This window comes from Raineyella sp. LH-20 (genome assembly GCF_033110965.1).
Lineage (GTDB): Bacteria > Actinomycetota > Actinomycetes > Propionibacteriales > Propionibacteriaceae > Raineyella.
Map to the genome: position 1 here is coordinate 2,904,342 of NZ_CP137003.1, position 19,549 is coordinate 2,923,890.

Genomic DNA, 19,549 nt, shown 5'->3' on the forward strand with positions numbered 1-19,549 from the left:
GATCCGCAGTGATCGTGGCGACCGGGGCCGGTCGGGTGGGAGACCACCCGGCCGGCCCCGGCCGTCTGTCGGGGCTCAGCCAGTCGTCCTCCGGGGGCGCCGGCGGTCCGTCGTACGGCGCCGACACCGTCGTCGTGGACCCCCCGGGCGTTCCCGCGGGAACGTTTCCGGTGAGCAGCGTGCCGGATCGGGCGGCGTGACGTTCCCGCGGGAACGTCGACCCGGTGCCCTTCCCGCCGAACAGGTGCCGGACAGCGACCGACCGCGGCGCTAGCGTGGAGCCGTGACGCCGCGCATTCCGAGCCACGACGCCGGTCTGGCCCCCACCTTCCGTGACTTCGTCGACGCCCTGCGGGTGGGTGACCCGCGCGTGGTCGAGCGCTTCTTCGTGCCCGGTGAACAGACCCTGCTCGGCCGCGCCGGCGGCATGGTGGTGGGGTTCGCCGCCGTGGTGGAGGCGGTCCGAGCCGATCCGCTGCCGGTGATCGAGGACCTGGTGCAGACCCACCAGCGCGAGATCGGGCCGGCGGGCACCCTGATCACCCTCACCCACCGCGCCCCCAGCGGCGGGCGCGGCGTGATGACCCTGCTGTGGGAGCGCACCGCCGAGGGCTGGCGGATCGCCTCCGCTCAGGTTGACGCGCCGTTGCCGGCCCTCGATCCGCGGATCTGGCGCGAGGCCGGCTCCCCACTGGTCGACCCGCTTGGATCCGGCCCGCTCGACGGACGGGGGGTGGCCGTCGCCGACGTGATCCGGGTGGCGGGACACCGGACCGGGCTGGGCAACGCTGCGGTGCTCGCGGCCTCGACACCGGCCGCCGGATCCGCCGCTGTCGTCACCGCCACCCTGCGGGCCGGCGCTCACCTGGTCGGACTGGCCCAGCTCGAGGATCTCGCCCTCGGCGGCACCGGCGCCGGCGGGGCGGGCATGCCGATCAACGCCCGGGCGGTCGACCGGATCCCGGGTGGGGCGATGTCCGGGGCGACCGCCGCCGTCGCCCACGGCCAGGCTGACATCGCCCTCGGCACCGACAGCGGCGGATCCCTGCTGGTGCCGGCCGCCTATCAGGGCCTCTTCGGTCTGCGGTCCACCCACGGTGCGGTCTCGACCGACGGTGTGACCACCCTCGCCCCGTCACTGGATGCCGTCGCCTGGGCCACCCGTGACCTGGCCACGCTCGCCGCCGTCACCACGACGCTGCTGGCGGAGTCCGGCCGACGCGAACCCGACGAGGTGCTGCTCTGCCCCGACCTGCTCCGGATCGCCGACCCCGACGTCCTTCGCGCCATCGACGCGATCACCGGCCGCTGGGACAACGAGGTGGCGCCGCTGCGGATGATCGACCTGCCCCGCAGCACCGTGGCAGGCTGGGGCGACACGTTCCGCGACGTCCGTGATCTCGAGGCGGCCGGACAGTACGGCGACTGGGCGCTCGCCCATCCCGACGACCTGGGCCAGGAACAGGAGGCGGCGCTGCGCTCCGGGCGGGCACTGGCGACCGACGGCGCCGAGCGGGTGCGCCGCGCCCAGGCCGCCGCCCGGGCCTCGGTCGCCGAAGCGGTCGGCAACGGCGTGCTGCTCGTCCCGGCCACCGCGACGGTCGCGCCTACCCGCGACCTGGGCGGTGCGGCCGGGCGCCGCGGCCGGCATCGTACGGCCCTGTTGTCGGCGATCGGCCCGCTGGGCGGCCTCCCCGCGGTGACCATCCCGCTGGCCACCCGCCGCCGTCTGCCGGTCGGACTGAGCCTGGTCGGCCCGCTGGGCAGCGACCATGCCCTGGTCGCGCTCACCCGGCGGCTGCTGGCCGGGGAACGGACGGTGTTCGCCTAGGCTTGCGGGGGTGCCCGCCCTCCTCACCTCACCCGCCGTCCGGCTGGGACTGTCGGTGTCCGTGGCGACCGGCCTGTACGGCATCTCCTTCGGCGCCCTCGCGGTCGCGTCCGGCCTGTCGGTCTGGCAGACCTGCGCGCTGTCGCTGCTGATGTTCACCGGTGGGTCGCAGTTCGCCTTCATCGGGACTCTCGCCGGCGGCGGAGCAGGCGCCACGGCGACGCTGGCCGCCACCCTGCTGGGCGTACGCAACGCCGTCTACGGCGTGTCGATGAACGCCCTGCTCCGTCCCCGCAGGTGGCGCCGGTTCGCCGCCGCGCAGGTGACGATCGACGAGTCGACCGCTGTGGGATCCAGCCAGGTCGAGCCGATCGAGGTGCGGCGGGGCTTCTGGACCGCCGGTCTGGGGGTCTTCGTCCTGTGGAACGTCTTCACCCTGGTCGGGGCGCTGATCGGCGCCGGGCTGGGCGACCCGCGGACCTGGGGCTTGGACGGAGCGGCGGTGGCCGCCTTCCTCGGGTTGTTGTGGCCGCGGCTGCGTCGCCGCGAGGCCGGCTCGATCGCGGTGGTGTGTGGCCTGGTCACCGCCCTGGCCACGCCCTTCGTGCCGGCCGGGATCCCGGTCCTGGCCGCGGCGCTGGTGGCGGTGCTGTGGGCGCTGTGGGGGCCCGGCCATCCGCGTCTGACGGGGGAGCAGCGATGAGGACGGGGGAGCAGCGATGAGTCTGTGGGGATGGGTGCTGCTGGCCTGCCTGGCGGCGTACGGCCTGAAGCTGTCGGGCTACCTGATGCCGGACCGGGTGCTGGAGCATCCGTCGATGACCCGGCTGACGACGGTGCTCACCATCGGGTTGCTGTCCGCCCTGGTGGTGATGAACACCTTCGCCCGCGGCACGGCACTGGTGCTGGATGCCCGGGTGGTCGCCCTCGGGGTCGCCGCGGTGGCGCTGGCACTGCGCGCCCCCTTCCTGGTGGTGGTGATCCTCGGCGCGGTCGCCGCCGCGCTGACCCGCCTGCTCGGCTGGGGCTGACCCGCCTGCTCGGCTGGGGATCACCCGCAGCGGTTGGGCTACGGAGTGACCGGGGCGGACCGAACGACCAGGGCCGCCCCGGCGCTTCGCGGCGTCACTCCAGCCGGAGGAAGGCCCGCACCCCCCAGCCGCGGAGCACCATGAACAGCAACAGGTCCAGGGTTGCGGCAGCCACCGCCATCGCGGCCAGGCCGCTGGTGGCGCCGAGAGCTCGGCCGGTCAACAGGCCGACCGCCGTCAGCACCACACCGGCGACGCACCCGATCACCATCGCCACCAGCACGCTCACGCTCTGCTTGACCACCACGGCGTCGCTGGGGGCGTCCAGGACCGGCCAGCGCAGATTGGTGACCAGACCCGCCTCTGCCACCAGCACCGTGGCCAGTGCGCCGACCAGCAGGAGCAGCGCCCCGTCCAGTAGGCCCGCGCCGGTCACCACGGCCAGCACGACGCCCGCCAGGAGCAGGGCCGGCAGCACGACCAGCACGTTGAGTGCGCCCTTCGCCGCGAGCACCAGCTGGGGCGCGATCGGCGCTCCGCGCAGGATCCACAGCCGATCGCCCTCCAGCGAGATGCTCGGCGCCGTCGTACAGGTGAGGACGACCGGCACGACGAGGACGGCCGCGCCGAGCACCGCCAACGGCACGCCCATCACCTGCGCCATCGACCCGACCTCGGCCGGGAACCCACCGGTGACGACCAGCCAGCCGGCGCCGACAAGGAGCAGGACGACTCCGAAACCGCTGTTCACCAGGTAGACGGTGCTGGTGAAGAAACGGTGGGTCTCCCGCCGCAGCAGCGCCGCGAAAGGCGAACGGACCACCAGCCCGGCCAGATCGGCCCGGCCGCGGCCATGGGCCGTCGGTGCAGTGTCGCGTCGCCCGGCCAGCAGCGGAACGTACGCCACCGAGACCAGCCAGGCGACCGCTGCCGGTGGCACGACGCCCACCACCAGCAGGACGCCGGCGGCCCGGGGCGACCCGTCGAGGGCCAGGTCACGCAGCGCCATGAACACCGCCGCCCAGGTGCCCAACACCGTGCGGACCGCGGTGGGATCGGCGAGGAGCAGGTCCTCGACGTGGCGGATGCCGGGGGCGAGGGCCAGTGTCGCCGCGACGATGACCAGCAGGATCGCGATGTTGGCCACGACCCGACCGCGGCGCCGCGGGGCGGCGACCGTGAACACCAGGGCGATGGCCACCGACACCGCCGTGGTGGCCAGCGCCAGCAGGATCGTGCCGGCGAGGAGCGCCGGCCAGTACCAGGCCGGCACCGCGACATGGCGGGCGCACACCAGGCCGGTCGGCAGCACCGAGACCACCATCAGCAGGACGTTCTGCGTCGCGACCGCCGCCAGCTTCGCCAGCGCGATCGTGCTCGGGCGGATCGGCTGGGCGAGCAGCAGGGTGTCGTCGCGGCCGCCCAGCACCGACCGGCTGACCCCGAAAGCACTCGCCGAGACGGCGCCGAGCGCGGTCACCGCCGGCATGATCACCAGCACGAGGTCGGCGGAGCGGGACTCGACGAGCAGCTGGGCGACGCCGGCGGAGTAGAGCCCGCTGAAGGCGGCGGTGATGAGCACCACGATCGACACCAGGACGGCCACCGACCAACGACGCCGGGTCTTCGTCCGACCGCCCATCCCGACCAGCAGGGCCCACAGCTGGACCCGGGTGAGCGCCAGAGCCGGGGTCATCGCCGATCCCCCTGCAGCTCGAGGAAGACGTCCTCCAACGAGGCGTCCCCGACCACGGCGGCGGTCGGGCCGGAGACGACCAGCCGCCCGCGGCGGATGATCGCGATGTCGTCGCACAGGGTCTGGGCAACTTCGAGGATGTGGGTCGAGAAGAGGACCGCCCCGCCGTCGGCGCACAGTGCCCGCAGGTGGGTCTTGAGAGTGTGCGACGCCACCGGGTCGAGGCCGAGGAAGGGCTCGTCGAGCAGCAGCAGGCGCGGGCGCCGCAGGAAGGCGCTGATCAGGGCCAGCTTCTGCTTCATGCCGTGGCTGTAGCCGCCGATCACGCCTCCGAGGTCGTCGGTGAGTTCGTACGCCGTGGCGTACGTGGCGATGCGCTCCCGGCGCTCGGCGCGCGGGATCCGGTGCAGGTCGGCGATGAACCCGAGGAAGTCCAGTCCGGTCATGAAGTCGTACAGATCGGGGTTGTCCGGAAGGAAGGCGGTGGCGCGCTTGGCCGCGATCGGATCGTCGTGCAGGTCGTGGCCGTCGATGGTGATGGTGCCCACGGTGAAGGACAGGATGCCCGCCGCAGCGCGCAGGGTGGTCGACTTGCCGGCGCCGTTGTGGCCGATGAAACCGGTGATCCGACCGTCGGGGACGGTCAGGGTCAGATCGTCCACCGCCAGCGTGCTGCCGAAGCGATGGGTGAGGTGCGAGATCTCCAGCATCAGGGCCTTCCTTGGTCTGCAGCGGGCCGTCGCAGCGGACCGTCCGTGGGGTGCTTCGTCGTGTTGTACGTGGTGGGGCGTACGGGGTGATCGTGCATCGGTGGCCGTACCGGGTCACTTGTCGTGCCGGATCGCTCGTCGTGGGTGGGCGTCCCGGGGTCGTACGTCCCGGGGTCGTACGTGGTGCTGCTGGGCGACGCACGATCCAAAGAATATCGGACGACCAGTTAGCTTGCGATACATAATAGCTGGAGATTTGATGTTCGATCGACGGGTGCCTCACTGTGGGCGGCTTCGTCGACCGTCGCCCGGCGACCGGCGACCGGCGGTGTCTGCCCACCGCTCTACTGTAACGAACAGATGTACGATTAGGTTGAGGGGGTGCCATGGCGGCGATACGACAAGGGGAGTGGCGACCGGGGCAGGGTCGTCGGCCGGCGGACGGCCGGATGTCTGATCACTCCGGAGCGGATGGTCGAGCCTCCGGCAGGCAGCGAGGACCGTCGGAGCCGCCGTTCCTGCCCACGGCCTGGCCCCGGGCGGTGCGGCCGCCGGGGGAGGAGGACTGGGAGCGCAGCGCGGTGGCCTTCCTGCTGGACTGCTGTCCGGCGGACTTCCGCGGCTATGCGCTGCTGCGGCGCCATCCGGTCGTGCTCGCGCAGTTCGCCGCCCAGGTGGTGGAGGCGCAGGTGGCAGCCTCCGAGGAGGGTCTGGCGAGGGCCCGGGTGAGCCTGCGCGACGAGGTCGAGCCGCCCGTCGTCGAGGAGGCGGTGCGGATCTGGCGCGAGGAACTTGTCCGGCTGCGGGCGGTGCGGATCGGCATCGGTCTGGTCGACGACGCGCTGCGCGGCACCACCTTCGTGCCGAAGATGTGAGTGTGCCGGTGGCCCCATCGAAAGTCGAGTATCCACGGGGTGGCCCCTTAGACTGATCTGCATGCCACTGTTGGAGAGGATCCAGGGTCCGGCGGACCTGCGAGACCTGACCCGCACCCAGATGGACGAGTTGGCCACGGAGATCCGTGACTTCCTCATCACCCATGTGAGCCGCACCGGCGGTCATCTGGGGCCCAATCTCGGCGTGGTCGAGCTGACCCTGGCAGTGCACCGCACCTTCACTTCGCCGCACGACCCGATCGTGTTCGACACGGGTCACCAGAGTTACGTGCACAAGATCCTCACCGGCCGCCAGGACGGCTTCGACCAGCTCCGTCAGTTCGGCGGCCTCTCGGGATACCCGAGCCGGGCGGAGTCCGGACATGACTGGGTCGAGAACTCCCACGCCTCGGCCGCGCTGTCCTGGGCCGAAGGCATGGCCAAGGCGCTCAAACTCAAGGGCGAGACGGATCGTACGGTCGTCGCCTTCGTCGGTGATGGGGCGCTGACCGGTGGCATGGCCTGGGAGGCCCTCAACAACATCGCCGTCCAGGACGACCTGCGCCTGGTCATCGTGGTGAACGACAACGGGCGTTCCTACACCCCGACCGTCGGCGGACTGGCCCAGCACCTCGCCGTGATGCGCACCGATCGCCGCTACGAGGACCTGCTCGACATGATCAAGCGCAACGTCAGCCGGACCCCACTGGTGGGTCGGCCGGCGTACGAGCTGTTGCACGGCCTCAAGATCGGGCTCAAGGACGTCCTGGCGCCGCAGGGCCTCTTCGCCGACCTCGGTCTGAAGTACGTCGGGCCGATCGACGGCCACGACGAGCCCGCCCTGGAGCGCGCTCTGGCGCAGGCGAAGGACTTCGGCGGGCCGGTGATCGTGCACTGCATCACCCAGAAGGGGCACGGCTTCCGGGCCGCGGAGCAGAACGAGGAGGACCGGTTCCACGCGATCGGCCAGATCGATGCGCACACCGGTGAACCGCTGTCCAGCATCGTCACGGCCACCTGGACCGACATCTTCGCCGAGGAACTGGTCCGGATCGGCGGCCGGCGCGAGGATGTGGTGGCGATCACCGCGGCGATGCTGCACCCGACCGGTCTCAACCGGTTCGCGGCGACCTTCCCGGATCGTACGTTCGACGTCGGGATCGCCGAACAGCATGCGGTGACCTCCGCAGCGGGGATGGCGGCGATGGGCCTGCATCCGGTGATCGCGGTCTACTCGACCTTCCTCAACCGGGCCTTCGACCAGGTGCTGATGGACGTCGGCCTGCACCGTGCCGGTGTCACCTTCGTCCTCGACCGGGCCGGGATCACCGGCAGTGACGGCGCGAGCCACAACGGCATGTGGGACATGTCGGTGTTCCAGGTCGTGCCGGGCCTGCACATGGCCGCGCCGCGAGACGCCCAGCGGCTCCGCGAAGCCCTCAACACGGCGGTCGACATCGACGACGCCCCGTCGCTGGTCCGCTTCTCCAAGGACAAGCTGCCGGACGACATCGACGCGATCAGCCACCACGGCGCGGTCGACGTGCTCTTCGCCTCCGAGGGGCGGCCGCGGGTGCTCGTCGTGGCGTACGGCCAGTTCGTCGGCACCGGTCTCGACGTCGGTCGGCGCCTCACCCAGCAGGGCATCCCGGCGACCGTCGTCGACCCGGTCTGGGCGCTGCCGGTCGGCGATGACCTGCTCGACCTGGCCGCCGACCACGACCTGGTGGTCACCATCGAGGACAACTGTGTCGTCGGCGGCGTGGGTGCCCGGCTCGAACAGGCGATGACCGATCGGGAGATCACCACGCCGATGCAGGCGTTCGGGATCCCTGATCGCTTCCTGGCCCAGGGGTCACGAGGTCAGCTCCTGGCCGATCTCGGACTGACCGGCCAGGAGATCGCCCGCTCGGTGGTCGAGCACATGCTGCGGCTGGACCTGCCGCCGGTGGAGCCGGCGATCGATCGGAGCCGGCTGAAGGACACGCAGTAACAGCCGACCGCCTCAGGCGGCAGCGGACGCTCAGCCGGCCAGCGCCGCGGCCAGTGGCTCCCGGGTGAGTTCGCGCTGCCACCGTCGGGCGCCGGCGGCAGCGAGCAGTTCGTCCACGGCGACCGGGCTGATCGAGCGCGGCGGCTGCCAGCACAGCTGGTGCCAGGTGTCGGGGGCGAGCAGGTTCTCCGGCGGCAGGGTGTGCTGCTCGGCCACCCGGTGCAGCGCCTCCCGGGCGGTCGTGAAGCGTGCGTACGCCTCCGGGTTGTGGCCCTGCCAGGTCCGCGGGGCGCCGTGGCCGCGGCGCGGAGGGCGGACCGCCGGGTACTCCTCCGGAGCCATCGTCTCCACCCGGCGCACCGCGTCGGACCACACGGTGAGGTAGCGCTTGGCCACCCCCTTGCGGAAGCCGGAGAGGTCGGCCAGATTGCCGGCGGTGAGTCCGGGCCGGGTGGCCGCGGCGATGATGACCCGATCGTTGAGGATCCGTCCCGGTGCCTTGTCCCGACGGGCGGCGATGCCTTCGCGGGCCGTCCACAGCTCGCGGACGAGCGCGAGCTGGCGGCGTCCGTGCACGTCGTGGAGGCCGGAGACCCGTCGCCAGGGCTCCTCGCGGGCGGGACGGCGCCGCTCCGCGTCCTCGACGAGGTAGGCGAACTCCTGGCGGGCCCACTCGTCCTTGCCCGCGGCGACGAGCTCGGTGGCCATTGCGTCGCGCAGTTCACCGAGCAGCTCGACGTCGAGGGCGGCGTACGCCAGCCAGTCCTCCGGCAGCGGCCGGGTGGACCAGTCCGCCGCCGAATGCTCCTTGAGCAGGTGCACTCCGCAGAACTGCTCGGTCATCGCCCCCAGCGACACCTTCGGGTAGCCGAGCAGCCGTCCGGCGAGCTCGGTGTCGAACAGCCGATCCGGTTTCAGCCCGACCTCGACCAGACAGGGCAGGTCCTGGGTGGCGGCGTGGATCACCCACTCCGCGTCGGCGACCGCGTCGCGCAGCCCGGACAGGTCGGCCAGCTCGTCGTCGGGGGCCAGTGCGACCGGGTCGAGCAGATAGGTGCCGGCCCCCTCGCGGCGCAGCTGGATCAGCCAGGCCTTGGGGGAGTAGCGGAAGCCGTGCGCCCGTTCGGTGTCGATGCCGAGGGGGCCCCGGCCGTCGGCGAGGGCGGCGATCATCGCCTCGTAGCCGGCATCGGTGTCGGTGACCGAGGGGGTGCCGTCACGCGGGGTGAGCAGGGTGGGCAGTTCGTTGTCGGGATCGTCCATGTCACCGTCCATGTCAGCGTTCCTGCCGACGCTGTCGCAGCGGTGTCATCATCACGACCCCCTCGGGCAGGGGAGGGATGCCGCAGAGGTCGCAGAGCAGCTCGGCGAACGCGTCCAGGTGGGCGGCGATGCCGCCGCCGTCCGCGTCGAGCCGCGGGGTCCAGGACGCCCGGATCTCCATCTCGGCCTGCAGCGGCGTTTCCTCGAGTGCCCCGAAGGAGCGGCCCCACATGCAGGCGACGTTGCCGCTCGGTGCGACGTACGTCGCCTCGTGGGAGGCGAGAGCGTCCAACAGCCAGGACCAGCCGACCTCGGCGAGCAACGGGTCGGTCAGCATCTCCGGGTCCACCTCCCCCTTGGCGTACGCGACGACCCGGAAGCTACCCTGCCAGGAGTCGACGCCGTCGGGGTCGTGCAGGATCACCACGCGCCCGGTGCCGAGGTCCTGGTCACGGTGCGTGAGGTCCACCGTGATCGCGACGGCGTACGGTGCGACCCGCTGCGGCGAGGGGATCTCCTCGATCGTCACACCGGCACGCCACTGGTGTGTCCGCAGATCGGCAACCACCCGTTGGAACGGGGTCGGTGCTGCCGTGGGATCAGGATGAGCTGCCACCCCTGTAGGGTAGGCTGCCCGGGCGCCGGACTCTTGAGCGACTCGCCGGGTCCCGAGGGGTGGCACGGCAGGGCGCCGTGCTCGGGGTGACGTACGCGGGGGGTGCCGTACGCGAGGGCCGCGGTGCGGGACGGACGACCGGCAGGTGGTCGGTGCGGCATGCGAGGATGACCCGGTGACTGAAACCCCCAGCCTGCTGTCCGCTGCCGCCCGACAGCAGGGCAACGCTCTCCCCGTGTGGTTCATGCGCCAGGCCGGGCGGTCCCTGCCGGAGTACCGGGCCGTGCGTGAGGGCGTGCCGATGCTGGAGTCGTGTCGCCGCCCGGAGCTGGTGACCGAGATCACCCTGCAGCCCGTACGGCGTCACGACGTGGACGCCGCGATCTTCTTCTCCGACATCATGGTGCCGCTGGCGGCCGCCGGGGTGGACCTCGAGATCAAGGCCGGGGTGGGGCCGGTGATCGCCGAGCCGATCCGTACGGCGCAGCAGATCCGCGACCTCCCGGACCTGGACCCGGAGTCGATCCCCGACATCGCCGAAGCGATCCGTACGATCCGCGCCGAGCTCGCCCCGCACAAGGCACTGATCGGCTTCGCGGGGGCGCCGTTCACCCTCGCTTCCTACCTCGTCGAGGGCGGGCCCAGCAAGGACTATGCGCGGACCAAGGCACTGATGGCCGGTGAGCCGCTGCTGTGGGACGAACTGTGTGAGAAGCTGGCCCGGATCTCGGCCACCTTCCTGCGGGTGCAGATCGACGCCGGCGCCCAGGCCGTGCAGCTCTTCGACTCCTGGGTCGGCAGCCTCGCCCCGTACGACTACGCGACGCGGGTCCAGCCGCACTCGGCCCAAGTGCTGTCCCGGGTGGCCGACGTGCCGCGGATCCACTTCGGCGTCGGCACCGGGGAGTTGCTGCGGCTGATGGGTGGCGCCGGGGCCGATGTCGTCGGCGTCGACTGGCGGGTGCCGCTCGACGAGGCGACCCGCCGGATCGGTCCGGGTCGCGCGGTCCAGGGCAACCTCGACCCAGCGCTGCTGTCGGCGCCGTGGGAGGTCATCGCGGAGCGGACCCGCGACGTCATCCGGGCCGGCGCTGCCGCTCCCGGTCACATCTTCAACCTCGGCCACGGGGTGCCGGCCACCGCCGATCCCGACGTGCTGACCCGACTGGTGGCCTTCATCCATCAGGAGGGCCCGGCCCTGCGGGCCGAAGCACTGGCCCGCTGACCCCCGTCCACTCTCCAGAAAGGCATCGCCGTGAAGAAGGCACGCGAGATCAACGACACTATCCGCTACACCATGTGGTCCGTGTTCCGGCGGACCGACCCGACCATCGGGGTCGAGGCGGCCCAGGAGGCGCTGGCCGCACTGGCCGGCTACCAGGAGGAGGACGCCGATCTGGTGGTCCGTGGCTGGTACGACGTGTCGGGCCTCCGCGCCGACGCCGACCTGATGGTGTGGTGGCACGCCCCCCAGGTGGAGACCCTGCAGGCCGCGTACAACACGCTGCGCGCCTCGCGGCTGGGCCGTACGCTCGAGCCGGTCTGGTCGCAGGTCGCGCTGCACCGTCCCGCCGAGTTCAACAAGGGCCACGTCCCGGCCTTCATGGCCGAGGAGGAGGCGCATCCGTACCTGGTGGTCTACCCGTTCGTCCGCTCGCTCGAGTGGTACCTGCTGCCTGACGAGGAGCGTCGCCGGCTGCTGTCCGAGCACGGCATGATGGCCCGCGATTACCCCGATGTCCGGGCGAACACCGTCTCGTCGTTCGCGCTGGGCGACTACGAGTGGATCCTCGCCTTCGAGGCGGACGAACTGCACCGCATCGTCGACCTGATGCGTCACCTGCGGGGCGCCGAGGCCCGTCGGCACACCCGTCTGGAGGTGCCCTTCTACACCGGGCGCCGCTACGACCTGATCGAGCTGGTCGACCGCTGGGATCCGGCGCTCTGAGCATCCTTCACACATCGGGTGAGCTCGCGGCGTCGGCCGCCGGCTCACCCGATCGTTGTGCGGCGCCGATCGTTGTGCAGGCCCGATCGTTGTGCAGGCCTGCACCGGCCGGTCAGTCGCCGGACGGTCGGTCCGTCTCCTCGAACGTCAGCGAGATGCTGTTGATGCAGTAGCGCAGGTCGGTGGGGGTGTCGAAGCCCTCGCCCTCGAAGACGTGGCCCAGATGCGAGCCGCACCGTGCGCAGCGCACCTCGGTGCGTCGCATGCCCAGGCTGTCGTCGACCAGCTCGACGATCCGGTCCTCGGCCAGCGGTGACCAGAAGGCCGGCCACCCACAGTGTGCGTCGAACTTCTCCGTGCTGCGGAACAGCTCGGCGCCGCAGGCGCGACACCGGTAGACGCCGGTGGCGGTCGTCGTCTCGTACTCGCCGGTGAACGGTCGCTCGGTGCCCGCCTCGCGCAGCACGTGGTACTCGGCGGGGGAGAGTCGGGCGCGCCACTCCTGGTCCGTCAATGTCAGGGTCGGTTCCTGGGGATCCCGGGGTGTGGACGTCATGGCGGCCAGTGTAATCCGGCTCACTGTCGGGTCAGGTGCGACGCAGGCGCCAGAGTGCCTCAGGCGCCGATGGCGTGCAGCTCGGGGGACAGGTCGAGGTCGTCGCCGGCCTCGACCTGCGGCACCAGGCTGCCGAAGTCGATCAGATCCATCGCGCCCACCACGTAGCGGTGCATGGCCAGCTCGGCCACCTCCGGGCCTGCGGTCATCGGACGGCTGACCACGACCGCGCCGGCGCTCAGTGCTGCCTCCGCCTGGTGTGCCCACAGATCCGAGGTGCTGAGGAACCACGACCCCACCGCCACGTGCCGGCGGCCCTGGTTCCACAGGGTCTGGATGGCCTCCTCGACCGACGGTCCGGTCTCGTCGACGTACGCCGTCACGCAGGCCAGCTTGTGGTGCATGCCCCACTGGCGGGTGCGGCGGGCCAGCAGTGCGCGGCTGCGTACGTCCTGGGTGCCCGAGGTGGAGAGCACCAGTCCGTCCAGTTCGGTCACGTGGTGGTCGCTGAGGGCCTGGCGCAGCGTACGGTCCAGCATGGTCAGCAGGATCGGCTCCGGGCCGATGGGGCGCGACAGCTGGACCCGCAGATCGGGACAGGCCGACTCGACGCGGGCGATCGCCGCACAGACGACGGCGCTGGCGCGGTAGGCGCAGCCGACCTCGAGCGGCACGAAGACGATCTCCTCGGTGCCGAGCCGGGCCAGCTTGCTGGCCACCTGGACCGGAGAAGGCCCCGATCCGCCGAGATAGGCCGCCCGTACGACCAGCTCCGGGCACCTGGCCATGAGTTCGTTCCGCATCGCATGGGTGATCTCGGCGATCTGGGGATCGCTGTGGCCATGGGCGAGCAGGACGAGGGCCGGGGCCGTCATTGCCGGTTCCTTTCCCCCCCGAGCCTCCGGATGCTCCGGACGTGTGGCCGGGGAGTATTGGTCAGGAGCGCCGTCCTGGGACGGCGTCTCACAAGGTGGATAGGAGAACTGTGACCCGGAATTCACGGGTAATGCAAGTTGCCGTATCACCTGCTGGGACCAGTGCTCACAATGTGGTCAACATGACACTGTGGGAAGGAGAATCCGCGGCCGGCCTGTCGAGGGTGTGCCTCGGGCCGACCCGGCCGGGCAGATCATGCCCCGAGGTGTGCTCCTCCGGGATCACCCGGAGGAGCGTTTCACCTGGCCGGAACGCCTTTCGATGGTGGGCGGTACTGGATTCGAACCAGCGACCCCTTCGGTGTGAACGAAGTGCGCTACCACTGCGCCAACCGCCCGTGCGAGAGCCAACAATAGCCACGACTCGACCGGGTCGCCAAATCGGCGGTGGGTGGTGGGCGAAGTTGCATCGGTGTAACTCGCTCTGGTAGACATCTCTTCGCCGAACGGAGACGGGCGGCGCGATGTCGGGAGCGGGTGCCGACGGGAGGCGGGATCCGGGCGATGAACGGATTTGGCCCCTCGAAGTCGGACTGCTAGAGTTCCTGATCGCGCCTCGGTCGCCGGGGTGCTGGTGATGAAGGTGACCCGTACGGGTTGCACGATTCGCTGCGGACGTGGCTCAGCTGGTAGAGCATCACCTTGCCAAGGTGAGGGTCGCGGGTTCGAATCCCGTCGTCCGCTCGGAGAGGGTCTCGCCCTTGGGAAACCCCAGCAGGATCTGACGCCTGCGAAGCACCGGGATCACCCGGAGCGCGGTGTCGCCCCGGGTGGGAGTTCTTCACCTGGTGGAGTGGCCGAGAGGCGAGGCAACGGACTGCAAATCCGTGTACACGGGTTCAAATCCCGTCTCCACCTCGGGCGGTTGGCGCAGCGGTAGCGCGCTTCCCTGACACGGAAGAGGTCGCTGGTTCGAACCCAGTACCGCCCACCACAGAGGGCCCCGGGGTGATCCCCGGGGCCCTCAGCTGTTCCGCGCCGACGTCGCGCGGTCGGACCGGTCAGACGATGGTGCCCCGGATCATGTCCGAAATGCCGGGGACGCCGTCGCGCACGACCGCGGTGGCGCGGGTGTAGACCGGAGCGTCCGGCTTCGTCACGTACGGCAGCACCTTGATCTCCTGGCGCAACTCAGCCTTGGTGTAGACCGTCTTCTGGTAGCCGCGGCGGGTGTTGGCCAGCTTGAGCCACGGGCTGGCGGCCATCCGGTTCCGGGCCGTCGCGTCCTGTTCCGAGCCGTCGCCACCGGAGGTGATCGAGGTCGCCATGAAGTCGGCCCCGACGACCGGGGAGTCCGCCTCGTCGAAGTTGACCAGCAGGTCGGAGGCCATGTTCCAGTGGCCGTTGCCGGCCATGTGGACGAAGTTGGTCACGCCGAGGTCGTGGACCTGGCTGAGCAGGTGGGTGCGATACCAGGCGTAGCCGTCCCACGGATCGTTGGGCACGTTGACGGCGTCCCCGGCGGCCGCGTCCTGCTGAGCCATCTGGACCGGGTCCGCCATCACGCGCCACCGCGCCGACCTGTCGGCCAGGCCGTTGAGCAGCCACTTCTCCTGGGCGGCGCCGAGCATGGTGCGGCCCGGGAGCCAGCGATCGGTCACGTTGGTCTTCGGATCGTTCTGGAAGGAGCGGTACTGGCGGGTGTCGACCATGTGCACGTCGGCGAGGCGGCCGAAGCGCAGGTGGCGGTACGCCTGCACGTCCGGCCCCACCGGACGCTGGGCCTTGCGGACCGGCAGGTTCTCGTACCAGGCCTGGAGGGCCCGAGCGCGGCGCGCCAGCCACACCTCGCGGTCCTGGTCGGCCTCCTTGTCGATCTCGGACCTGTCGGCGGCCCAGTTGTTCTCGACTTCATGGTCGTCGAAGACGCACATGAACGGAGCCGACCGGCGAGCCAGGATCAGGTCGGGATCGGCGTTGTACTGCCCGAAGCGGACGCGGTAGTCGGCCAGGTCCCAGATCTCCTTGAGCGGGGCGTGCGGGCGGCCGATGGTGCCCGCCGCGCCGCCCTCGTAGATGTAGTCACCCACGTGCAGGACGAGGTCGACCTGCTCGTCGGCGATGTGGCGGAAGGCGGTGAAGTAGCCCGCGGGAAGGTTCTGGCAGGTGGCCAGCACCGAGGTGAACGACGCGATATCGGCATCGGGTGCCGGCGCGGTCTTCGTACGACCCACCATGCTGACCTCGTTGCCCACGCGGAAGCGGTACCAGTACTCACGGCCTGGCTCCAGGCCGTCGACCTCGGCGTGCACCGAGTGGCCCCATCGCGGGGTGGCCAGCTCGACCCCACGGCGCACGACGCCGTGCGAGGAGAACGCCTCATCGGTCGAGATCTCCCAGCTGACCGGGATCTCCTGGAGCGGATCGCGCAGCCCGCCGAAGCCGTCGAGGGCGGTGGGCTCCGGAGCCAGCCGCGTCCAGAGCACGACACTGGTGGGCCACGGATCACCCGAGGCGACGCCACAGGCGAACGGATCCGACCCGACGCGCGGGTCCGCCGACGCCACCAGCGGCGGAGCCATCGTCATGGCGCCGGCCGCCGCGCCGGCGATCAGCAGGGAACGGCGGGACAGGGACAAGGACATGAGAACCTCCCGGGAGAACGTGATCGCCCGGGACGCTAGAGACGACAGGTGGCGTCCCGATGAACGGTGATCGAGGTTGCCGTGAATCTCCCGGGACGGTCCGCCACCCGCTCGCCCTCACCAGCGCACGCGCAGCCCCGGCTGCAGCAGCGTCAGCACCTTCTCCTGGCCGAACGGCTCCAGCAGCCCCTCGACGCCGCGTCCCAGCTCCGGCACGGCGGCCAGCGGTCCGCGGTGCGGACGCGGTGAGGGGCGCCACACGGGTGCCGAGGCAGGCAGCCCGGCCAGCTCCCGGGCCCGCTCGACGGCGGCCGTACGATCCCCGAAACGGTCGATCAGACCGACCCGCAGTGCATCGGCGCCGCTCCAGATGCGGCCCTGCCCGATCGCGTCGATCTCGTCGTGGTCCCGATGACGCCCCGCGGCCACCTCGTCGACGAACCGGTCGTACACGTCGACGACCATGGCGTGGAGGAAGGCCCGCTCGTCATCGGTCAGCTCGCGGGCGGCGGAGAACATCAGTGCCCGGTCATCACCCAGCCGGTCGATGGCGATGCCGTGGCGCTGCAGCAGGTCACGCAGCACCGGCCGCGCCATGATCACCCCGATCGATCCGGTCAGCGTGAAGGGACTGGCGACGATCTCCCGCGCCCTCGAGGCCACGTAGTAGCCGCCCGACGCGGCGACATCGTCCATCGAGGCCACCACCGGGACCTGCGCGGTGGCGATCTCGCGGCTGATCAGATCGGAGGCCACCGCAGACCCCCCGCCGGAGTTGACCGACAGCACGATCGCCTTCGTCGACCGATCGGCCTTGGCGGTGCGCAGTTGGCCCACGACCGTGTCCGACCCGCAGGTCGGGGCGGAGAACGGGGTGCCCGGACGGCTCGGACCGGAGACGATCATCCCCTCGACCCGCACCACCGCCACCCGGTCCGCGCCGGCCGCGCGGCGGATCAGCCCGACGGTGCGCCGGGACGCCCGGTCGACCGTGGGCAGAACGAACTCCAGGGCACCCATCCGTGCCGCCGGGTCGATCTGCACGATCTCGTCGTCGTACGCCACCCGATCGATCACTCCGGCGGCGGCCGCCTGTTCGGCGGTGACCAGGTCGGCGCTCAGCCAGCCGGCCACCTGATCGAGCGGCAGCCCGCGATCCGCAGCCACCCGGGCCGCCCACTGGTCGCGGACGGTGTCCAGGTAGGCCTGCAGTTGCTCGCGCTCGGCATCGTCCATCGAGTCGTCGGTGAAGGTCGAAGCCGCCGACTTGTAGCGCCCGATCCGTTCGGTCTCGAACCCGACACCGTGTGCTCCGAGGAAGCCGCCGAGATAGGTGCGCTCGGCGGCCGGGCCGGTCAGCAGCACGCTGGCCGACGGGGGAGCGGTGATCTCCCGCGCGGTGCGGGTGAGCAGCAGGGTGCCGGCGCTGATCGTGGGCAGGGATGCGACCACGTGCTTGCGCGCCGCGAGCGTGGCCAACAGTTCGGCGATCGCGTCGAGTGTTGCGGCCCCGACGGTGAGCGTGCCGACGCGCACCAACACGTGGGAGATGTGGTCGGAAGCGCCCAGCCGCTCCACCTTCGTGTGCAGCGCCTCGAACGACTCGGTGCCGGCCAGCAGGCTGCGCAGGTTCAGGGTGGAGTGCTCGGGATAGGCGCCGCGCAGGTCCACCACCGCCCAGTCTGGGCGGGGCTGGGAGCTGGGGCGGGCGGTGTCGCTGATCGTACGGACGGCGGCGGCGAGACGATCGGTGAAGTCAGCCATGCGTCCAGCGTACGAGCGGCCCGGGCGCGACCTGCTGTGGGAGGCGCGCCGATTTGCGCCGGCTCCGGACGGTCGGCTAGAGTTTCTCAACGCCCCGGGGGGAATCCGGGGCAGCGAGTGATGATGGTCGCCCCGGCAGGGGCTGCCGGCATCCATGCGGACGTGGCTCAGCTGGTAGAGCATCACCTTGCCAAGGTGAGGGTCGCGGGTTCGAATCCCGTCGTCCGCTCGGAGCGGATCCCGCCCCCGGGGCGGATCCGTACGGCCTCAGCACGTACGGCCTCCCTCAGGCGAAGATCCTTCGACGGTGGAGTGGCCGAGAGGCGAGGCAACGGACTGCAAATCCGTGCACGCGGGTTCAAATCCCGTCTCCACCTCGGGCGGTTGGCGCAGCGGTAGCGCGCTTCCCTGACACGGAAGAGGTCGCTGGTTCGAACCCAGTACCGCCCACCATGCTGCAGGAGCCCCCCGGACGTCCCGGGGGGCTCTTCTCTTGTGCGGGCTCGACCTCACCGCTGACGGACGAACCGGCTCCCGCGGCGCGACACCGGACGCTCGGCCTCAGGTCTCCCGCGAGGTCGTCCGGGCGGCCGGCCAGCACCCGGTCAGACGAGCCGTTCGGGTTGCCGGCCGTTGCCGACGGCGTGCAGATAGCGCAGGATCTGGCCGTACGACTCGATCATCCCGACCTTGACGTAGGGCATGTCGATCTCGTGGCAGTACTCCTCGACGATCGGCTGGGCGTCTTTCAGATGAGCCCGCGGCATCGACGGGAACAGGTGATGCTCGACCTGGTAGTTGAGACCGCCCATGAAGAAGTCGACCAGGGGTGAGCCGATGATGTTGCGGGATGTCGGCACCTGCTTCTGCAGGTGGTCGCGCCTGGTCTGCTGCCCCTCGGGCATCTCCATTCCCTTATGGTTCGGTGCGAAGACCGACGCCAGCAGGAAGCCCCAGATGCCCTGGTGGACGACGATGAAGGCGAGCACCTGCGGCGGTGAGAGGAGCCACACCAGCAGGCCCAGATACAGCGACCAGTGCAGCGCCAGCAACGCCCCCTCCACCGCGCGGGTTCCGCGGGGCCGGCGCACCAGCCAGCCGATGGCCTCGACCTGCAGCAGCCACCCCTGGAAGGTGAGCAGGGGGAAGAACAGGGCGGCCTGGTGGCGCGACACCCACAAGCCGAGCCCAGTCTTCTTCGCGTGCTGGCGCTCCGACCAGGTGATGATGCCCTCGGCCACGTCGGGATCGAGACCCTCGTGGTTCGGGTTCGCGTGATGGCGGTCGTGCTTGTCGTTCCAGTAGCCGAAGCTGACACCGAGCAGAATGTTCGCCGCCACCAGGCCGACCCGATCGCTCACGGAGCGTGGGCCTGGTAGCTGCCGGTGGCCCGCATCATGGACGACGAAGCTGACCTGTCCCCAGGTGATCGCGAGCAGCGGGGCCAGCAGCAGCGTCCACCAGCTACCCGCCAGCAGGGCCAGGCCGGCGACGACGGCGGCGAGGACCATCACCAGGGCGACGCCGGTGACCAGGTAGTAGCGGGTCGTCCCGGCCATCAGGCCACGGGCCTTGATCCGCTTGATCAGGGGTCGGAAGGAGCTCTGCCGAAGCCCGTCCGGAGGAGGGACGGGGGCCGTTGCCGGTCCGACCGGTGCTTCCAGGTGTGTCGTCATACATCGAGTCTCGGCTCCTGGGCCGGGGCGAGCACTGGGGGCAGCACCCGGATCACCAGGGGTGCTGGCA

Annotated in this window: 16 protein-coding genes and 7 tRNA genes; 13 read left to right on the forward strand and 10 right to left on the reverse strand. The window is 70.9% G+C overall.

The window, feature by feature from the left end; all coding sequences use genetic code 11:
- The first annotated feature begins 283 nt into the window (after positions 1–283).
- From R0146_RS12750 to R0146_RS12760, 3 genes are read left to right on the forward strand one after another with little or no spacing between them, the layout of a single operon-like run.
- Positions 284–1,831: an amidase family protein gene (locus R0146_RS12750; RefSeq protein ID WP_317690230.1), complete on the forward strand. Its 1,548-nt coding sequence runs from the start codon at positions 284–286 to the stop codon at positions 1,829–1,831.
- 10 nt (positions 1,832–1,841) lie between these two features.
- Positions 1,842–2,534, forward strand: coding sequence for an AzlC family ABC transporter permease (locus tag R0146_RS12755; protein ID WP_317690232.1), 693 nt, complete (start codon positions 1,842–1,844; stop codon positions 2,532–2,534).
- Between the two features lie 16 nt (positions 2,535–2,550).
- Positions 2,551–2,862, forward strand: coding sequence for an AzlD domain-containing protein (locus R0146_RS12760; protein ID WP_317690233.1), 312 nt, complete (start codon positions 2,551–2,553; stop codon positions 2,860–2,862).
- A 94-nt stretch (positions 2,863–2,956) separates the two neighbouring features.
- Here R0146_RS12760 and R0146_RS12765 read toward each other — a convergent pair whose 3' ends face one another.
- Positions 2,957–4,558 carry a hypothetical protein gene (locus tag R0146_RS12765; protein WP_317690234.1) on the reverse strand — a complete coding sequence of 534 codons (1,602 nt, stop codon included), beginning with the start codon at positions 4,556–4,558 and terminating at the stop codon, positions 2,957–2,959.
- Positions 4,555–5,268 carry an ABC transporter ATP-binding protein gene (locus R0146_RS12770; RefSeq protein ID WP_317690235.1) on the reverse strand — a complete coding sequence of 238 codons (714 nt, stop codon included), beginning with the start codon at positions 5,266–5,268 and terminating at the stop codon, positions 4,555–4,557. The genes R0146_RS12765 and R0146_RS12770 overlap by 4 nt, the downstream gene beginning before the upstream one ends.
- 449 nt (positions 5,269–5,717) lie before the next feature.
- Here R0146_RS12770 and R0146_RS12775 point away from each other — a divergent pair, with 449 nt between their 5' ends.
- A complete protein-coding gene (locus tag R0146_RS12775; protein ID WP_317690237.1) occupies positions 5,718–6,143 on the forward strand; it encodes a hypothetical protein in 426 nt (141 codons plus the stop codon).
- Between the two features lie 61 nt (positions 6,144–6,204).
- The gene (gene dxs / locus R0146_RS12780) at positions 6,205–8,136 is read left to right on the forward strand and encodes a 1-deoxy-D-xylulose-5-phosphate synthase (protein ID WP_317690239.1); all 1,932 of its coding nucleotides are present in this window, start codon (positions 6,205–6,207) and stop codon (positions 8,134–8,136) included.
- 30 nt (positions 8,137–8,166) lie between these two features.
- On the opposite strand, the gene R0146_RS12785 is transcribed toward dxs, so the two are convergent.
- Positions 8,167–9,411, reverse strand: a complete 1,245-nt coding sequence (locus R0146_RS12785; RefSeq protein WP_317690240.1) for an HRDC domain-containing protein — start codon at positions 9,409–9,411, stop codon at positions 8,167–8,169.
- A gap of 1 nt (position 9,412) precedes the next feature.
- Positions 9,413–10,015, reverse strand: coding sequence for a DUF3000 domain-containing protein (locus R0146_RS12790; RefSeq protein ID WP_317690241.1), 603 nt, complete (start codon positions 10,013–10,015; stop codon positions 9,413–9,415).
- A 175-nt stretch (positions 10,016–10,190) separates the two neighbouring features.
- Between R0146_RS12790 and hemE the strand changes: the two genes are divergently transcribed.
- Positions 10,191–11,240 carry a uroporphyrinogen decarboxylase gene (gene hemE / locus R0146_RS12795; protein WP_317690242.1) on the forward strand — a complete coding sequence of 350 codons (1,050 nt, stop codon included), beginning with the start codon at positions 10,191–10,193 and terminating at the stop codon, positions 11,238–11,240.
- A 24-nt stretch (positions 11,241–11,264) separates the two neighbouring features.
- Positions 11,265–11,963, forward strand: coding sequence for a hydrogen peroxide-dependent heme synthase (gene hemQ / locus R0146_RS12800; protein ID WP_411567204.1), 699 nt, complete (start codon positions 11,265–11,267; stop codon positions 11,961–11,963).
- Positions 11,964–12,075: 112 nt separating this feature from the next.
- Here the strand turns inward: hemQ and msrB are convergent, their stop codons facing one another.
- From msrB to R0146_RS12815, 3 genes are all read right to left on the reverse strand, one after another.
- Positions 12,076–12,519 (reverse strand): peptide-methionine (R)-S-oxide reductase MsrB, encoded by a 444-nt coding sequence (gene msrB / locus R0146_RS12805; RefSeq protein WP_317690244.1) that lies wholly within the window; start codon positions 12,517–12,519, stop codon positions 12,076–12,078.
- 59 nt (positions 12,520–12,578) lie between these two features.
- On the reverse strand, positions 12,579–13,394 hold the full coding sequence (locus R0146_RS12810; protein ID WP_317690246.1) for a sirohydrochlorin chelatase: 816 nt from the start codon (positions 13,392–13,394) through the stop codon (positions 12,579–12,581).
- A 323-nt stretch (positions 13,395–13,717) separates the two neighbouring features.
- A tRNA-Val gene (locus R0146_RS12815) sits at positions 13,718–13,792 on the reverse strand.
- Positions 13,793–14,065: 273 nt separating this feature from the next.
- Between R0146_RS12815 and R0146_RS12820 the strand changes: the two genes are divergently transcribed.
- The 3 genes from R0146_RS12820 (at position 14,066) to R0146_RS12830 (ending at position 14,388) form a co-directional block, all read left to right on the forward strand.
- Positions 14,066–14,138, forward strand: a tRNA-Gly gene (locus tag R0146_RS12820).
- 103 nt (positions 14,139–14,241) lie between these two features.
- Positions 14,242–14,312: transfer RNA gene (locus tag R0146_RS12825), tRNA-Cys, on the forward strand.
- Position 14,313: 1 nt separating this feature from the next.
- Positions 14,314–14,388 (forward strand) — tRNA-Val (locus tag R0146_RS12830).
- Positions 14,389–14,455: 67 nt separating this feature from the next.
- Here R0146_RS12830 and R0146_RS12835 read toward each other — a convergent pair.
- Both R0146_RS12835 and sppA read right to left on the reverse strand, forming a co-directional pair.
- On the reverse strand, positions 14,456–16,039 hold the full coding sequence (locus R0146_RS12835) for an alkaline phosphatase D family protein (RefSeq protein WP_317690247.1): 1,584 nt from the start codon (positions 16,037–16,039) through the stop codon (positions 14,456–14,458).
- Positions 16,040–16,156: 117 nt separating this feature from the next.
- Positions 16,157–17,803, reverse strand: coding sequence for a signal peptide peptidase SppA (gene sppA, locus R0146_RS12840; protein ID WP_317690248.1), 1,647 nt, complete (start codon positions 17,801–17,803; stop codon positions 16,157–16,159).
- Positions 17,804–17,959: 156 nt separating this feature from the next.
- Between sppA and R0146_RS12845 the strand changes: the two genes are divergently transcribed.
- From R0146_RS12845 to R0146_RS12855, 3 genes are all read left to right on the forward strand, one after another.
- Positions 17,960–18,032 (forward strand) — tRNA-Gly (locus R0146_RS12845).
- Between the two features lie 77 nt (positions 18,033–18,109).
- A tRNA-Cys gene (locus R0146_RS12850) sits at positions 18,110–18,180 on the forward strand.
- 1 nt (position 18,181) lies between these two features.
- Positions 18,182–18,256, forward strand: a tRNA-Val gene (locus R0146_RS12855).
- Between the two features lie 152 nt (positions 18,257–18,408).
- Here the strand turns inward: R0146_RS12855 and R0146_RS12860 are convergent.
- Positions 18,409–19,479 carry a fatty acid desaturase family protein gene (locus R0146_RS12860; protein ID WP_317690249.1) on the reverse strand — a complete coding sequence of 357 codons (1,071 nt, stop codon included), beginning with the start codon at positions 19,477–19,479 and terminating at the stop codon, positions 18,409–18,411.
- Between the last annotated feature and the right edge of the window lie 70 nt (positions 19,480–19,549).

Coding starts and splice junctions, on each gene's coding strand:
- R0146_RS12760 (WP_317690233.1), top strand. CDS start 2,551: ATGAGTCTGTGGGGATGGGTGCTGCTGGCCTGCCTGGCGGCGTACGGC.
- R0146_RS12835 (WP_317690247.1), bottom strand. CDS start 16,039: ATGTCCTTGTCCCTGTCCCGCCGTTCCCTGCTGATCGCCGGCGCGGCG.
- sppA (WP_317690248.1), bottom strand. CDS start 17,803: ATGGCTGACTTCACCGATCGTCTCGCCGCCGCCGTCCGTACGATCAGC.
- msrB (WP_317690244.1), bottom strand. CDS start 12,519: ATGACGTCCACACCCCGGGATCCCCAGGAACCGACCCTGACATTGACG.
- R0146_RS12810 (WP_317690246.1), bottom strand. CDS start 13,394: ATGACGGCCCCGGCCCTCGTCCTGCTCGCCCATGGCCACAGCGATCCC.
- R0146_RS12770 (WP_317690235.1), bottom strand. CDS start 5,268: ATGCTGGAGATCTCGCACCTCACCCATCGCTTCGGCAGCACGCTGGCG.
- R0146_RS12765 (WP_317690234.1), bottom strand. CDS start 4,558: ATGACCCCGGCTCTGGCGCTCACCCGGGTCCAGCTGTGGGCCCTGCTG.
- R0146_RS12785 (WP_317690240.1), bottom strand. CDS start 9,411: ATGGACGGTGACATGGACGATCCCGACAACGAACTGCCCACCCTGCTC.
- R0146_RS12775 (WP_317690237.1), top strand. CDS start 5,718: ATGTCTGATCACTCCGGAGCGGATGGTCGAGCCTCCGGCAGGCAGCGA.
- R0146_RS12860 (WP_317690249.1), bottom strand. CDS start 19,479: ATGACGACACACCTGGAAGCACCGGTCGGACCGGCAACGGCCCCCGTC.
- dxs (WP_317690239.1), top strand. CDS start 6,205: ATGCCACTGTTGGAGAGGATCCAGGGTCCGGCGGACCTGCGAGACCTG.